At 70.6% G+C, this 14,415-nt stretch carries 17 protein-coding genes; 6 read left to right on the top strand and 11 right to left on the bottom strand.

Annotated elements, in window-relative coordinates; all coding sequences use genetic code 11:
- Nucleotides 1-5: 5 nt before the first annotated feature.
- From FVS66_RS10185 to FVS66_RS10160, 6 genes are all read left to right on the top strand, one after another.
- Entirely contained in the window at nucleotides 6-854 is an 849-nt protein-coding gene (locus FVS66_RS10185; protein ID WP_262386911.1) for a CoA ester lyase, read from the top strand.
- On the top strand, nucleotides 851-1,381 hold the full coding sequence (locus tag FVS66_RS10180) for a MaoC family dehydratase (protein ID WP_149180702.1): 531 nt from the start codon (nucleotides 851-853) through the stop codon (nucleotides 1,379-1,381). The genes FVS66_RS10185 and FVS66_RS10180 overlap by 4 nt, the downstream gene beginning before the upstream one ends.
- 13 nt (nucleotides 1,382-1,394) lie before the next feature.
- Nucleotides 1,395-2,573: a GNAT family N-acetyltransferase gene (gene eis, locus FVS66_RS10175; protein WP_149180701.1), complete on the top strand. Its 1,179-nt coding sequence runs from the start codon at nucleotides 1,395-1,397 to the stop codon at nucleotides 2,571-2,573.
- A gap of 78 nt (nucleotides 2,574-2,651) precedes the next feature.
- Entirely contained in the window at nucleotides 2,652-3,539 is an 888-nt protein-coding gene (locus FVS66_RS10170) for an aminoglycoside phosphotransferase family protein (RefSeq protein ID WP_149180700.1), read from the top strand.
- Between the two features lie 10 nt (nucleotides 3,540-3,549).
- Nucleotides 3,550-4,239, top strand: coding sequence for a PIG-L family deacetylase (locus FVS66_RS10165; RefSeq protein ID WP_149180699.1), 690 nt, complete (start codon nucleotides 3,550-3,552; stop codon nucleotides 4,237-4,239).
- Nucleotides 4,236-4,721 (top strand): NUDIX hydrolase, encoded by a 486-nt coding sequence (locus FVS66_RS10160; RefSeq protein WP_149180698.1) that lies wholly within the window; start codon nucleotides 4,236-4,238, stop codon nucleotides 4,719-4,721. The genes FVS66_RS10165 and FVS66_RS10160 overlap by 4 nt, the downstream gene beginning before the upstream one ends.
- 50 nt (nucleotides 4,722-4,771) lie before the next feature.
- Here FVS66_RS10160 and FVS66_RS10155 read toward each other — a convergent pair whose 3' ends face one another.
- The 11 genes from FVS66_RS10155 to FVS66_RS10100 form a co-directional block, all read right to left on the bottom strand.
- On the bottom strand, nucleotides 4,772-5,191 hold the full coding sequence (locus tag FVS66_RS10155) for a hypothetical protein (RefSeq protein ID WP_149180697.1): 420 nt from the start codon (nucleotides 5,189-5,191) through the stop codon (nucleotides 4,772-4,774).
- 457 nt (nucleotides 5,192-5,648) lie between these two features.
- Nucleotides 5,649-5,987 (bottom strand): MerR family transcriptional regulator, encoded by a 339-nt coding sequence (locus FVS66_RS10145; protein ID WP_149180696.1) that lies wholly within the window; start codon nucleotides 5,985-5,987, stop codon nucleotides 5,649-5,651.
- 621 nt (nucleotides 5,988-6,608) lie between these two features.
- The gene (locus tag FVS66_RS10140; protein WP_149180695.1) at nucleotides 6,609-6,917 is read right to left on the bottom strand and encodes an SCO5918 family protein; all 309 of its coding nucleotides are present in this window, start codon (nucleotides 6,915-6,917) and stop codon (nucleotides 6,609-6,611) included.
- Nucleotides 6,918-6,923: 6 nt separating this feature from the next.
- Nucleotides 6,924-7,283, bottom strand: a complete 360-nt coding sequence (locus FVS66_RS10135; protein WP_262386908.1) for a CBS domain-containing protein — start codon at nucleotides 7,281-7,283, stop codon at nucleotides 6,924-6,926.
- Nucleotides 7,284-7,343: 60 nt separating this feature from the next.
- Nucleotides 7,344-8,819 (bottom strand): DEAD/DEAH box helicase, encoded by a 1,476-nt coding sequence (locus FVS66_RS10130; RefSeq protein WP_149180694.1) that lies wholly within the window; start codon nucleotides 8,817-8,819, stop codon nucleotides 7,344-7,346.
- Between the two features lie 323 nt (nucleotides 8,820-9,142).
- A complete protein-coding gene (locus tag FVS66_RS10125) occupies nucleotides 9,143-9,346 on the bottom strand; it encodes a cold-shock protein (RefSeq protein WP_005310809.1) in 204 nt (67 codons plus the stop codon).
- A 316-nt stretch (nucleotides 9,347-9,662) separates the two neighbouring features.
- The gene (locus FVS66_RS10120; RefSeq protein WP_149180693.1) at nucleotides 9,663-10,334 is read right to left on the bottom strand and encodes a GntR family transcriptional regulator; all 672 of its coding nucleotides are present in this window, start codon (nucleotides 10,332-10,334) and stop codon (nucleotides 9,663-9,665) included.
- A gap of 48 nt (nucleotides 10,335-10,382) precedes the next feature.
- Entirely contained in the window at nucleotides 10,383-11,384 is a 1,002-nt protein-coding gene (locus FVS66_RS10115) for a proline racemase family protein (protein ID WP_149180692.1), read from the bottom strand.
- Between the two features lie 23 nt (nucleotides 11,385-11,407).
- The gene (locus FVS66_RS10110) at nucleotides 11,408-12,313 is read right to left on the bottom strand and encodes a dihydrodipicolinate synthase family protein (protein WP_149180691.1); all 906 of its coding nucleotides are present in this window, start codon (nucleotides 12,311-12,313) and stop codon (nucleotides 11,408-11,410) included.
- Entirely contained in the window at nucleotides 12,310-13,950 is a 1,641-nt protein-coding gene (locus FVS66_RS10105; protein WP_149180690.1) for an NAD(P)/FAD-dependent oxidoreductase, read from the bottom strand. Before FVS66_RS10105 ends, FVS66_RS10110 begins: the two co-directional genes overlap by 4 nt.
- Entirely contained in the window at nucleotides 13,934-14,257 is a 324-nt protein-coding gene (locus tag FVS66_RS10100) for a (2Fe-2S)-binding protein (RefSeq protein ID WP_149180689.1), read from the bottom strand. The genes FVS66_RS10105 and FVS66_RS10100 overlap by 17 nt, the downstream gene beginning before the upstream one ends.
- Between the last annotated feature and the right edge of the window lie 158 nt (nucleotides 14,258-14,415).

Genomic DNA, 14,415 nt, shown 5'->3' with positions numbered 1-14,415 from the left:
CCGCCATGACGGCCCCGGCCGGGGTCTGGTTCATCACCCCCGGCCACGCGCCCGAGCGCTTCCCGACCGCGTACCAGTGCGGCGCGGACGTCGCACTCGTGGATCTGGAGGACTCCGTTCCCTCTGTGGTCAAGCCGTCCGCCCGTGCCGCCGCCCGCAGCTTCTTCGCCGCCTCCGCCGTGACCGACTGCACGCTCGGTGTCAGGATCAGCTCTCCCGCCGCCCTCGACGGCGTTCACGACCTCGCCGCCATCGCGACCTTCCCTGTGAAGCCGCAGATCGTCTCGATCCCCAAGGTGGAATCGCCGCGCGACTTCGAGATCGTCGCCGGTGTCCTCGACACCCCCGACTACACCCCCTTGCTGTACGCACTGATCGAGACCCCGCGCGCCGTGGAGGCGCTGCCGTCGATCGTGCGGGCCGATCGCATCGCCGGGGTCCTGTTCGGGACGGCCGACTACGCGACGGCCACCGGAAGCGCCATGGAGTGGGAGCCGATGCTGCACGCTCGGTCCGCGCTCGTCACCAGCGCCGCCGCCGCAGGCATCCCGGCCATCGACTCCCCGTTCTTCGGCCTGGACGACCTTGACGGGCTGCGTCGTGAAGCCGAACAGGTCAAGTCCCTCGGCTTCGCAGGGAAGAGCTGCGTGCACCCCCGGCAGCTCTCCACGGTGACTGAGGTATTCCGTCCGACGGACGAGGAGATCGCCGCCGCCCGCGCCATCGTCGAGGCCGCCGAGACCGCCGGCGGACGTATCGTCCGTGTCGGCCACCAGATGATCGGTCCCCCCATGGTCGCCGCCGCCCGCTCACTCCTCACCCGTGCCGACACGCCACACCAGGTGCACGCATGAGCCGCGGCGGCCCCCAGGGGTACCGGCGGATCGCCGAAGGCCGCTACCGCGAAGTCGTCGGCCTCGGGTTCGACGAGCTGACCGTGGGGCTGGTCATCGAGCACCGCCCCGGACGCACCCTCACCGAGGCCGACAACGTTCTGATGACGACGCTCGGCGGGAACGACGCTCCCCTCCACACCGACACCCACTACAGCAGCCTCACCGAGTGGGGCCGCCCCCTGGTGTGCAGCAGCATCACCCTCCACATCGTCGGCGGAATGACCGTACGCAGCACCAGCGGCCTCACCCTGGCGAACCTCGGCTTCGAGGAGATCCGCTTCACCCACCCGGTCTTCGTCGGCGACACCCTCTATGCGGAGACCGAGGTCACCGGCCGCCGGATATCCAGGAGCCGGCCCGAGACAGGGATCGTCACCTGCCGCACGACCGGCCGCAACCAGGACGACGAAGTCGTCATGACGTTCAGCAGGAGCTTCCTCGTCCCACTCGACAGCGCCACGGTCCGAGACCGCACCAACTACTAGAAGCGGACGTCACATGCTCAATCCGACCCTGTTCACCAAGGTCGCCGACGACGACCACTGGCAGCAGTACGACCGCCTCGCGACCCGGAGCTACGGCCACCCCGTGGACGACATCACCCTCCTGCGCCCCCACGCGGACATCCGCGTCGCGGTCCGGGACGGTCACGTCGTAGCCGGCGGTCTCGGCCTCCTCCTGCCGCAGTTCTTCGGCGGGGCCCCAGTGCCGTCCGCGCTCCTCGGCGCCGGATGCGTCGCCCCGGAGGAACGCGGAGCTCACCTCTCCATCCGCATGATCTCCGAACGCCTGCGCCCGCTGCGCGACCAGGGAGCCGTGATCTCCACGCTCTGGACCGCATCCAGCGGCTACGCCCGTCGCCTCGGCTGGGAGGCCCCCACCCAGGTGTACTCGTGGACCGTCCCCACCGACGAACTGAAACAACGCTTCACCGAGACCGGATTCGAGATCACCCATGGCACAAACGCGAAGGTCCGCCTGCTCCAGAACGACCTGGCCGCCTGGTGGAACGGGACGTGGCGGCGACCGGAGTGGTGGGTGGACTGGCAGCAGGGCAAGCACCCCGGCCTCGCCACCTATCAGTTCAACCGGCCGGGGCAGGAGCCCACCGGCGTCCTTTCCGTGGCCAACGAGCCTCACCCCATCGAGGGACGTCAGGTCGTCGTGCACGACTTCTGGGCGGTGGACCAGGACACGGCCGCCGCCATGTTCGCCTTCCTCGGCCGGCACAACAGCCGCATTCCCACCGTCGCCTTCCAGCGGACCGGCCTGCCGCCCGCACCACTGCTGCTGCACCGCCTGAACCACCCCGGCTCCCTGACCGCGCGGTCCTGGCACCCGTGGATGCTCCGCATCCTGGATCTGCGTCAAGCGGTGCGACTGCGCGGTTGGCCCGAGGAAGTCAACCTCACCCTCCCGATCGAAATCGTCACCGAGGGTGGCGAGGCCACCGAGGGCTACACGCTCCGGGTCACCGACGGGAAGGGCGATCTGGAACCCACTACCTGCGCGGGACAGATCACACTGACCAGAGGCCAGTTCGCCGTCTGGTACGCCGGCGGCTACCGCAGCACGGCCGCCGCCACCCTGGCCGGAGTAGCCGCGCCTCCGCGCACCGTCGGCCAGCTCCTGGCCGCAACCACCGACCGTGAACCGTGGCTCGCTGACCACTTCTGACCCGTATGCCCCGAGGCGCCAGTACCCTTCACGCCTACGGGCTCCCGCTGCTTGCACGCAATTCGGAGAAACCATCATATGACGCAGCACACCCCCATCCCGCCCGACTTGCGCCAATGGATCGCCGAGAACCTGCCGGACTGGGACACGGACACGGCCGAGGACGTCTCCTGGGACCGCGGAGACTCCCGAGTCTGGCGGGTGCCCACGGCCGAGGCCGAGGTCTTCGTGAAGCTCAGCCCGAGCCCGAAGGACTACGAGCGCGAGGTCGCCGGCTACGCGTACGCGGCGCGTGCCCTCGCCCCGCACGAGGCGCCCCGCCTCCTCGCCGCAGATCCCGGCATGCAGGCGATCATGACCTCGCTCCAGCCGGGCCGCGTCGTACGCGGGCTGTCCCTCGGCAGGGAGGAGGAGCTGCGGGTGCACGAACGGGCGGGAATCCTGCTCAGGCGCTGGCACGACTCCTCCACTCCCGCCTCGAAGCAGGACCGCGACATCATCCGCGCCTCCATGGCCGACCAGGCGAGCGAAGCCGCCGCCTGCCTGGAGACCACCGCCGGACACCTCGATGACAAGCAGCGCGCTCTGATTCAGTGCGTTGCCCACGAGCTGCCGCAGCTCGCCGAGAACCTGCCCGTCGTGTACCGGCACGGCGATTACGCCACCCGCAACTGGCTGTGGGACCCCCACCACGGCTACGGCGTGATCGACTTCGAGATGTCCGCCCACGGCGTCGCCGTCGAAGAGTTCGTATGGCTGTGCGGAGCGGTATGGGCGCCCCGCCCGGACCTCAAGGCCGCATACTTCACCGGCTACGGCCGCGCGTTGTCGGACAGCGAGGAGAGGGCGCTTCGCCTCCTCACCGCGAGGCTCGGCGTCTCCTACCTCGCCACCGGCCTCTCCAAGCAGAACCCGGTGCTCGTCGAACGCGGTCACCTCGTCCTCAGCCGCCTGACGCACGAATAGCAGGGGCCCGATGACGACTGTCCTCATCGTTGTGGCACATCCCGACGACGCCGAGATAGCCATGGGGATGCGCATCTACGAGTACGCGAGGCAAGGAGCACGAGTCTGGGTGCACTGCCTCACCACCGGTGCCCCCGGACCGGACGGCACTGCGGAGCGCAGGGACGAGTGCCTGGCCGCCGGCGCGATCCTGGGTGTGAAGCACTACAGCTTCTCGAACATCCCCGACACCCGGTTCGTCGAGAATCGTGGCGAGATCAACAGCGACCTCTTCAAGCTCTTCGACGAGACCCGCCCGGACGTCGTCTACACGCACTTCCCCGACGACCAGCACCTCGATCACCGCGTCACCGCGCAGGAGGTCACGACGGTCGCCCTGCGCGCGGCCAACAATCTGATCTACTTCCGCTCCCCCTACAGCATCGGGTTCGAGCCCACCAAGATCTTCGTGGGCACCCGGGAACTCCTCAACATCAAAGCAAGGGCTCTGAGGTGCTTCGCCTCGCAGCAACAACTCGACATGGACGTCTTCCGCAAGCTCGCCGAAGTCGTGTACCGGCAGCACGTACACCACCGCGTGGTCGATCGCTTCCCGCCGGGGATGGACTCCGCCGAGCTCTTCCGCACAGCGAGAGATATCGAGTTCGCAGGCCGGACAGAACCGTTTCAACGACGCCTCGCAGTGAAAGGTCCCGCATGAGCTCAACCTGGCTCCCGCCAGAGCAGTACGTCAAGACGATCGCCAACGCGACCTCGTACGCGGGCTTCTACTTCACCGACACCGCGGGCCGCCCCATCCAGCTCCGCTCTGCCCTCAGCGCGGAGACCTGGCAGTGGCCCGGCGGGAACATGGACCCGGGCGAGACCCCGTGGGAGTGCGCGGTACGCGAGTGCAGCGAGGAGACCGGCATCGCCTTCGACGGCGAGAAGAAGCTCCTCACGTTCCACTTCATCAGCCAGGGAGCGAACTGGCCACTCAACAAGTTCGGCGTCATCTTCGACGGCGGCCGGCTCACCGACGAGCAGATCAACGCCATCGTCCTCGACCCGAACGAGCACACCGAGCTGAGGGTGCACACTCTGGAGGAGTGGAAGGGGATCATGTCGCCGTACAGCTTCGCCCGGCTCAAGGCGACAGACGACGCCCGGCGTACCGGGACCATCGCCTACCTGGAGAGCTGACGGCCACGCCCATGCCCCCTCCCGTCAGGAGCAGGGGGCACGGTCACGGCCTACTCCAGCCACCACGGCGCCCACCCGCATTCGGCCTCAGGCAATTCCGGCTCCGTCAGCGTCAACCGCTTCGCGGGGTGGTTGATCACGCTCATGGGCGTCCGCACGCTGAAGGGCGCCGGGCCCGCCCGGTCGGGCCGCTCCTCGTCCTCAGTCGTCTCACGGCCCCGGAGCCGGTCCAGGACGCTCTCCTTCTCCAGCTCGTACGCAGCCTTGCCCCTGCGTGTCGTCCACGCTTCGAAGGGGGCCTCGTCCGCCCAATACACGGGCCTTCCCGTCGTGGGGTCCCGGACCGGCACAGGGGTAATCATCCATGCGGGCGGCTCCAGGCTGTACGGAGCCGTCGGCGACGGCGACGCAGGCTCGGCCAGGATCGCCTCCGCGTACTCCCTCCGCGCCGAGGTCCCGAGCACGGGCACGTACCGCAGCGCCCGCCGCGCCACCGCCGCCTACCCATGGCCGTCGCCCTTCCTCACGATCCGGACGAGTACGGGGTAGTTGACCCTCGCGGACCGTCTCGGACACGCCGATCCGGCGTTTACTCTCCATAAGTACGTTCACCGCGTGACAGGGGCGGGCGCCAAGGTCCGCCAGGCGGTCCGCAGCATGTACGGGAAGGCAGCCTGATGTGCAGACGTGGCCGCTCGTGCAGAATTTGTGCAACATGATCTTGAGTGACGACTGTTCTCGCAGGTCAGACGCCACTCTGCACAGTACCGCGACATCTGACAGGCGAATGCCGCCGCACTCTGTCTGGCCTGCGGGAATGCGGGCCAGGCGAGATGCGGCGGCATCGGTGGGACTTCTCTGGGACCGGGGTCTCATCCGGTGTCGCTTCCGGATGTCATGGGCAGGCGGGGAGCGGGGCCGAGCGGCTCAGTCGGAGCTCTCGTCCGGCCGGCCCTGGGTTCGGCGGAATTCGGCGTTGATGCGCCGCGCCTCCTCGAGCTGGTCCTCCAGGATGATGATGCGGCAAGCGGCCTCGACGGGGGTGCCCTGGTCGACGAGTTCACGCGCACGGGCGGCGATCCGAAGCTGGTAACGGGAGTACCGCCGGTGACCGCCCTCGGAGCGCAGCGGGGTGATCAGCCGAGCCTCTCCGATCGCGCGGAGAAAGCCCGGCGTGGTGCCCAGCATCTCGGCTGCCCGTCCCATCGTGTAGGCGGGGTAGTCCTCGTCGTCGAGCCGGCCACCGAGCGCACCATCCGCTGCCATCTGCACCTCTTCCTCAGAACAACGCGTCGAGGGGCCCTGGTGCCATACGGCACCGGGGCCCCGAAGGAAATTGAACACCATCTGTCGGCCCTAGTGCTGCGCCGACCTTCTGTGTCCGCGGCCTCGCCCCGAAGTGGGGCGGGAACGCGGGGATCGCGGATGTATGACCGGGGACCACCTTCCATTCCGGGGCCTTGCGGTACCCGGGTGGAACCTTCCCGACCCGGGCGATCCTGATGGCGTCTACTCCTCCGTTTCCTGTCACTGAAGTACTGCTCTTGGCGGCGGCCCCTGAAATCCGCGGGCCACCCGGTGCGGCCGTCAGCCCCGTCGCCGCCCTTCAGGCGAATCCCGGCTTCGAAGCTCCACCGCCGCACCGAACCACTGGTATCGCTCCCGGTAGTTCGTCTCTACCGGGCTATTCCTTGACTCCGGCTATGACAGAAACCATAACGACACCACTGGCGAGTGTCTACCTTGGCGAGCATAGATTTTTGGTTGCCCCAGGCAAAGGTAACGTGAGATCAGCAGCGGCAGAAGCCACGAAGCGATGAGGGCCCGACCGGTGCGCCGGTCGGGCCCTCATCGCTGGTCTGGTGCCGGTTCGCCCCGGCCCGTCGGTCAGCCCGACAGGGGACTGCCCAGCGACGCGGAAGCCTTCTGGAACGGAGTGAGGACCTGCGCGGGTGCGGCTTGGGCGAGAGTTCGGCAGGTGAAGCCGAGCTTGCTCATCGCCCGAATGACTTCGCCGGCGCTGAAGTCACGGCGGTCCTGTCGGGTGATGATCGCGCCCACTTGCTTGGCGGGGTACTGGCGGCGGCCGATGATCACGGAGTCACCGGTGACCTCCTCGGGCTTGACGCCCTTCATCGATTCCAGGACGCCGCTCTTGGTCAGGTCGAAGGGGAAGCGAGCGATGACGCAGCGCATGAGACCTCACAGGGGAAGAGAGAGGAGAAGGGGAGGGGAGTCCGCAGGGGTGCGGGGGTTCAGGGGGTGCGGCGTTTCAGAGGGGAGACCGCTTCCGCCGACGACATCGCGAAGCCGCACCCGGTCCGTGCACGCGGAGCTGTCGCGTACGGCGACGAGCTGCGCCAGGGTGACGAGTCCGGTGCACTGGTCGTCCGCGTCGCAGACGAGCAGGTGACCGGCGCGAGCGCCGGCCATGACGGACAGCGCCACCTCTACGGTCATATCGCCCCAGACCTTCGGTCCGGCGGACGCCGGGGCATCGACCACCGTCCCGTTCCCGCAGCCCGTGTTCTCCGGGCGGGGCTGCATCTGAACCAGTGCCAAAATGTGCCTCCTGCAACGATGGGTCGGAGTCCTGATCACGAAGGTTCCGGGCCGCCGCGTCTAGGAAAGGGCGCCACCGAGGGATCGGCGCGCTGTCCGGGAGGAGCCGCTGCGCCGGGGACGGGGGGTGGCCTTGCGCCTGGGACGTTCAGTGGCCGGTGCCGTGATGACGACCGGCGTACCGGAGGGGGCCTGCGCCCCGGTGATGCGGCTCAGTTCGGCCTCGCCTGCCCTGACCCGGGTAGTCCGCGGGTGGATCCCGGCGATCGACAGGAGGCGGACCATGTCGCGGCGCTGGTTGGGCGTGACCAGGGTGACGACACTGCCGGACTCGCCGGCGCGCGCGGTACGGCCGCCGCGGTGCAGGTAGTCCTTGGGGTCGGTCGGCGGGTCGACGTTGACGACGAGGTCGAGGTCGTCGACGTGAATGCCGCGGGCGGCGACGTTCGTGGCGACGAGCACGGTGACATGCCCGGTCTTGAACTGCGCCAGCGTGCGGGTGCGCTGCGGCTGGGATTTGCCGCCGTGCAGCGCGGCGGCCCGTACACCGCTGCTGAGCAGGTCCCTGGTCAGCCGGTCCACCGCGTGCTTGGTGTCCAGGAACATGATCACGCGACCGTCGCGGGCGGCGATGTGCGTCGTGGTGGCGTGCTTGTCAGTGCTGGCGACGTGCAGCACGTGGTGCTCCATCGTCGTGACGGCGGCTGCCGACGGGTCGACGGAGTGTACGACCGGATCGCTCAGGTAGCGGCGGACCAGCAGATCGACGTTGCGGTCGAGGGTGGCGGAGAACAGCATCCGCTGACCGTCCGGGCCGACTTGGTCGAGGAGGGCGGTGACCTGGGGCATGAAGCCCATGTCGGCCATCTGGTCGGCCTCGTCGAGGACGGTGATGGCGACCTGGTCCAGCCTGCATTCGCCGCGCTCGATGAGGTCCTTCAGCCGTCCGGGAGTGGCGACGACGACTTCGGCGCCGCCGCGCAGCGCACCGGCCTGTCGGCCGATCGACATCCCTCCGACGACGGTGGCGAGCCGGAGCTTGACCGCGCGGGCGTACGGGGTGAGGGCGTCGGTGACCTGCTGGGCCAGCTCACGGGTGGGCACGAGGACCAGGGCGAGTGGTCGGCGGGGCTCGGCACGCTGTCCTGCGGTGCCGGCCAGCAGAGCCAGGCCGAAGGCGAGGGTCTTGCCCGATCCGGTGCGCCCGCGGCCGAGTACGTCGCGGCCCGCGAGACTGTTCGGCAGTGTCGCCCCCTGGATGGGGAACGGCACGGTCACGCCCTCGGCGCCCAGTGCCGCGAGCAGTTGCTCGGGCATGTCGAGGTCGGCGAACGCCTCGACGGCCGGCAGGGCGGGGGTCTCGGTGACGGGCAGCGCGAACTCACCTTGCACCACCGGGCGTCGGCGGCCGCGGCCACCCGAGCGGCCCGCCCCACTGGAGCGGCCGGGGGCCGACGGGAGGGAACGGCTGCCCCGGCCTGAGACACCGCCGACACGGGTGCGGGAAAATCGGTCGTTGGCGCGTGTGCGGTTCATATGGAACCTTCCTCGATGCGGCGCGTATCAAGGAATTACCGCAGCAAACGAGCAGCACGGACAATCGCGAGAACGAGCCAGACGGAAACCGAAAACGAAAGCGAACCCGACGGATCAGCGGCAGGTCATCGCGATGGGCGCTCGATGCGGGCACCGAGGCCGGAGCCAGGAGCTGTGGACATCCGCCACCCGATGAGACGGCGCTTCCGGATGACATCGCCACGGTGGTAATACGACCGCGGCGTCGGGCCTGCGCCCGGAACCGATACGAGCCGGGGCCCGCACCCCAAGGTGCGGGCCCCGGCTCGTATCACGCGTCAGCGTCAGGCGGGAACGATGTTCTCGGCCGTCGGGCCCTTCTGGCCCTGCGCGATGTCGAAGTTCACCTTCTGGCCTTCCAGCAGCTCACGGAAGCCCTGGGCGGCGATGTTCGAGTAGTGGGCGAACACATCGGGGCCGCCACCGTCCTGCTCGATGAAGCCGAAACCCTTTTCCGCGTTGAACCACTTCACGACGCCAGATGCCATGTCAAATCTCCTTCGGGGCAGTACCCGGAATCCGCACCGTGCGGGCTCCGTGTCGCCGCAATGATTAGCCCGTCCGGAAAATGACCGGAAATACATAAGTGCTCACAACGACAGAACCAGCCGTCGGGGCACTTGGATTTTGGGAACCAAAACTGCAACTGAGACCAACAGTAGCACGGCGAGATCGGCCGCGTACGGCGAACAATTCCCCGCGGCCTGTTGTGCAAGATACCCTCACGCTGCTTTACAGTAATTTCTCACTTCGCGGCCGCAGATATTCGACGGCGCGCCGCCCCGGGAGCCGACGACGACCGGATCAGCCCTCGTCGGCCGCCCAGAGCGAGCGGACATGGCCCAGGTGGCGGGCCATGCACGCCTCCGCCCCCGCCACGTCGCCCGCGAGCATCAGGTCGAGCAGCTCATGGTGCTCCTGGGCGGAGGCGACCAGCATGCCGCGTTCGTCCAGGGCCGTGAGGCCGTACAGGCGGGAGCGTTTACGCAGGTCGCCGACCGTCTCGACCAGGCGGTCGTTGCCGTGCAGGGCCAGCAGCGAGAGGTGGAAGCGGCGGTCGGCGTCCAGGTAGCCGATGAGGTCGTGACCGCGGGCCGTGGTGACGATCTCCTCGGCGACCGGCCGCAGCGCCTCCAACTGCTCCCGGCTCGCCGATCCGGTGATGGCGCCGACCGTCGGCACCTCGATCAGCGCGCGCAGCTCCGTGTACTGGTCGAGGTCCCGCTCGCTGACCTCGGTCACCCTGAAGCCCTTGTTGCGTACCGGCTCGACCAGGCCCTCGCGGGCCAGGTCGAGCATCGCCTCCCGTACGGGGGTGGCGGAGATACCGAAGTCCGCGGCCAGGGCGGGGGCCGAGTAGACCCAGCCCGGCTGGAGCTCACCGGAGATCAGGGCGGCGCGCAGGGCGTGGGCGACCTGGTCGCGCAGGCGTTCCTGCGCGGTGATGAGGTTGGGCTGTTTCAAATGGCCACCCATGGGCCTACCTCCGGGGCTGCGGTACTGCGCACGGACTTCGCGGGCACCTCAGAGTAGGAAACCGGCGGGGAAGGGATCGTCCGGGTCCAGGAAGTACTGGGCCGTGCCGGTGATCCAGGCGCGTCCGGTGACGTTGGGCACGACGGCCGGGAGGCCGGCGACCGTGGTCTCGCCGACGAGCCGTCCCGTGAAGCGGGTGCCGACGAAGGACTCGTTGACGAAGTCCTGGTGGAGCGGGAGTTCACCGCGCGCGTGGAGCTGCGCCATGCGCGCGGACGTGCCGGTGCCGCACGGCGAGCGGTCGAACCAGCCCGGGTGGATGGCCATCGAGTGCCGGGAGTGCGTGGCGTCCGAGCCGGGAGCGGCCAGGTAGACGTGCTTGAGGCCGCCGATCTCCGGGTTCTCCGGGTGGACCGGCCGGTCGGTGGCGTTGACCGCCTCCATGACGGCGAGGCCGGCCGCCAGCAGGTCGTCCTTGCGGGCGCGGTCGAAGGGCAGGCCCAGCGCGTCCAGCGGTACGAAGGCGTAGAAGTTGCCGCCGTACGCGAGGTCGTAGGTGACCGTGCCGTGGCCCGGGACCTCGACCTTGCGGTCCAGGGCCACGCTGAACGCCGGGACGTTGGTGAGAGTGACCGCCTTCGCCGCGCCGTCCTCCACCCGTACGTCCACCGACACCAGGCCCGCCGGGGTGTCCAGGCGGACGGTGGTGACCGGCTCGGTGACCTCCACCATGCCCGTCTCCACCAGGACGGTGGCGACGCCGATCGTGCCGTGGCCGCACATGGGCAGCGCGCCGGACACCTCGATGTACAGCACGCCGAAGTCGGCGTCCGGGCGGGTGGGGGGCTGGAGGATGGCGCCGCTCATTGCGGAGTGGCCACGCGGTTCGTACATCAGCAGGGTGCGGATGTGGTCGAGTTCGCCGATGAGGTGGCGGCGGCGTTCGGCCATGGTGGCGCCGGGGACGACGCCGACACCGCCGGTGATCACCCGGGTGGGCATGCCCTCGGTGTGCGAGTCGACGGCGTGGTAGACGTGTCGGGTGCGCATCGGCAAGAACCTCCGGAGGTCGGTCAGTCCAGGCCCTCGGCCAGGGCCTTCTCGGTGGCGGCGCGCACGGCGGCCGCCTGGGCCTCGGTGAGGGGCGAGCGCGGTGGGCGGGTCGGGCCGCCCGGGCGGCCCGCGATGTCCATGGACAGTTTGATGGCCTGGACGAACTCCGTCTTCGAATCCCAGCGCAGCAGTGGGTGAAGCGCCCGGTACAGCGGCAGCGCCAGGTCGAGGTCCTGGGCGACGGCCGCCCGGTAGAGGGCGGCGCAGGCGCCGGGCAGGGCGTTGGGGTAGCCCGCGATCCAGCCGACCGCGCCGGCGAGGGCGAGTTCGACGAGCACGTCGTCGGCGCCGACGAGCAGGTCGAGGTCCGGGGCGAGTTCGGCCAGCTCGTAGGCGCGGCGGACGTCGCCGCTGAACTCCTTGACGGCCACGATGTGCCCGTCCGCGTGCAGCCGGGCCAGCAGCTCGGGCGTCAGGTCGACCTTGGTGTCGTACGGGTTGTTGTACGCGACGACCGGGACGCCGGCCTTGGCGACCTCGGCGTAGTGGGCGCGTACGGTCGGCTCGTCGGCGCGGTACGCGTTGGGCGGCAGCAGCAGGACGGAACCGCAGCCCGCCTCGCCGGCCTGCTCGGCCCAGCGGCGGGACTCGGCGCTGCCGTACGCCGCTACACCCGGCATGACGCGCGCACCGTCGCCCGCCGCATCGACGGCGACGCGTACGACGCGGGCGCGCTCGTCGTCGGTGAGTGTCTGGTACTCGCCCAGGGAGCCGTTGGGCACGACGCCGTCGCAGCCGTCGGCGATGAGCCGGGCGACGTGCTCGGCGTAGGCGTCGTAGTCGACGGACAGATCGTCGCGAAGGGGCAGCGCGGTGGCGACCATGATGCCGTGCCAGGGACGGGGTCGGGTGTCTGCGGCGGTCATGCGGTGTCTCCTCGGGTGGGTGCGGGGCGGACGGGTGGGTGCGGGGCGGGGGGTGCGTCGGAGGGGGGTGCGTCGGAGGCGGGCGGGGCAGGCGCGGGCGGGTCCGGCGCCGGTGGATCGGCTGCCGGTGGATCGGCTGCCGGTGGATCGGCTGCCGGTGGATCGGCTGCCGGTGGATCGGCTGCCGGTGGATCGGCTGCCGGTGGATCGGCTGCCGGTGGGTCGGGTGCCGGTGGGGGCGGGGCGGGCAGGTCGGTCAGATGGGTCAGGGGTACGGGGCAGGAGAGGGGGCGGCGGTCCGGGGCGGGGGTGGCGCCGGCGAGGCGGGCCACGGCCTGGCCGCAGACACGGCCCTGGCACCAGCCCATTCCGGCGCGGGTGAGCAGCTTGACGGTGCGGGCGTCGTGGGCGCCCAGTTCGGAGACTGCCTCCCGGATCCGGTCGGCGGTGACCTCCTCACAGCGGCACACCTCGGTGGCGTCGTCCAGCCAGTCGGCCCAGCCGGGCCCGGGCCGGTGCGCGGCTGCCATCGCGTCGGCGAACGCCCGTAGCCGGGCGCGGCGGCGGTCGAGGGCGGCGGTGCGGCGCGGGTCGCGGGGGGTGCCGTGCAGTGCGTGGGCGATGGCCTGGGCGGCGATCTCGCCCTCCGTGAGCGCGAGTTCGGCGCCGCCGACGCCACCGGCCTCCCCCGCGGCCCAGACACCGGGCACGGAGGTGGCCTGGTCGGTGTCGAGGGCGAGGGCGGGTGTGTCGTCCGGGGTGCTGCGGGTGGCGCAGCCGAGGGCGGTGGCGAGTTCCAGCTGGGGGACCAGGCCGTGGCCGACCGCGAGCGCGTCGCACGGGATACGGCGCGCGGTGCCCGGGACCGGCCGCCAGTCGCGGTCGACGCGCTGGACGGTGACCGCTTCGACGCGGGTCGTGCCGTGGGCGGCGGTGACGGCGTGCCGGGTGAGCAGGCGGGTGTGGTGGCGGAGGAGGGCGCCGCCGTGGAGCGCGCCTTCGGTGAGTTTGGCGGGGTTGCGGAGGAGGACGGGGAGTTCGCGGGCGTATGCCGTGTAGTCGGCGGCCTCCACGACGGCGGGTACGCGCGCCCCGGCGGCGGCGAGCGATCCGGCGACGGCGAGCAGCAGGGGGCCGCTGCCCGCGACGAGGACGCGCCGGCCCGGCAGGACGAGGCCCGACTTGAGCATGGCCTGCGCGCCGCCCGCCCCGACGACGCCGGGGAGTGTCCAGCCGGGGAAGGGGAGCTGGCGTTCGTACGCGCCGGTGGCGAGGAGGACGGTGCGGGCGTGGACGGTGGCGGCGGTCTCGTCGGGGCCGGCCACGGCGTGCAGCCGCCAGTGGCCGGTCTCCTGTACGACCGTCCAGACATGGTGGGCGGGCAGGTATGTGACACGGCCGGTGGCGCGGTGGGCGTCCAGGCGGCGGGCCCGGGTGGCGAAGTGGCGCCAGCCGTGGTGCAGGGCCTGCGGGCGGGCCGCGCGCAGGCCCGGTGCCGGATGGCGGTAGAACTGCCCGCCCGGGCGTTCCCCGGCGTCCAGCAGGGTGACGCTCAGCCCGAGGTCGGCGGCCGTGACGGCGGCGGCGAGCCCGGCGGGGCCCGCGCCGACGACGGCTACGTCAGCGGGTTCCGTCATGGCCGGTGCCCTCCTGGGTGGTGACGCTGTCGCCGGGGCGTACGGGGATGAGGCAGGCGCGTCGGTTCGGGCGGCCGTTGACCGTGGCGAGGCAGTCGTAGCAGGTGCCGATGCCGCAGAACGCGCCTCGTGGTGCGCCGCCGTCGCGGGTCGTGCGCCAGGACATGACCCCGGCGGCCCAGAGGGCGGCGGCGAGGGTCTGGCCGGGGTGCGCGGGGAGGGGGCGGCCGTCGAAGGTGAAGGTGTACGGGGCGGTGGGCTCGGCTCGTACGAGGCCGAGCGGAGTGTCGCGTGGCGCGCGGCTCATGCGGGGCTCCTCGTGGGGGCGGCGACGGAACGCGGGGCGGTGGCGAACTGGACGGGGAGCGCCGCGCCGGTCTCATGTGCCCATGCTGGAAGGCACGGCCACACCGAACCGGCGACGGCGCGGCCCGGAAGGCGGCGCGAGGGCCCGACTCGCAACGA

Origin of the sequence: Streptomyces sp. TRM49041 (assembly GCF_008271805.1) — a bacterium.
In the GTDB taxonomy this organism is placed as follows: Bacteria; Actinomycetota; Actinomycetes; order Streptomycetales; family Streptomycetaceae; genus Streptomyces.
The sequence above is the reverse complement of the archived record's forward strand: the minus strand, read 5'-3'. Positions and strand labels throughout refer to the sequence as shown.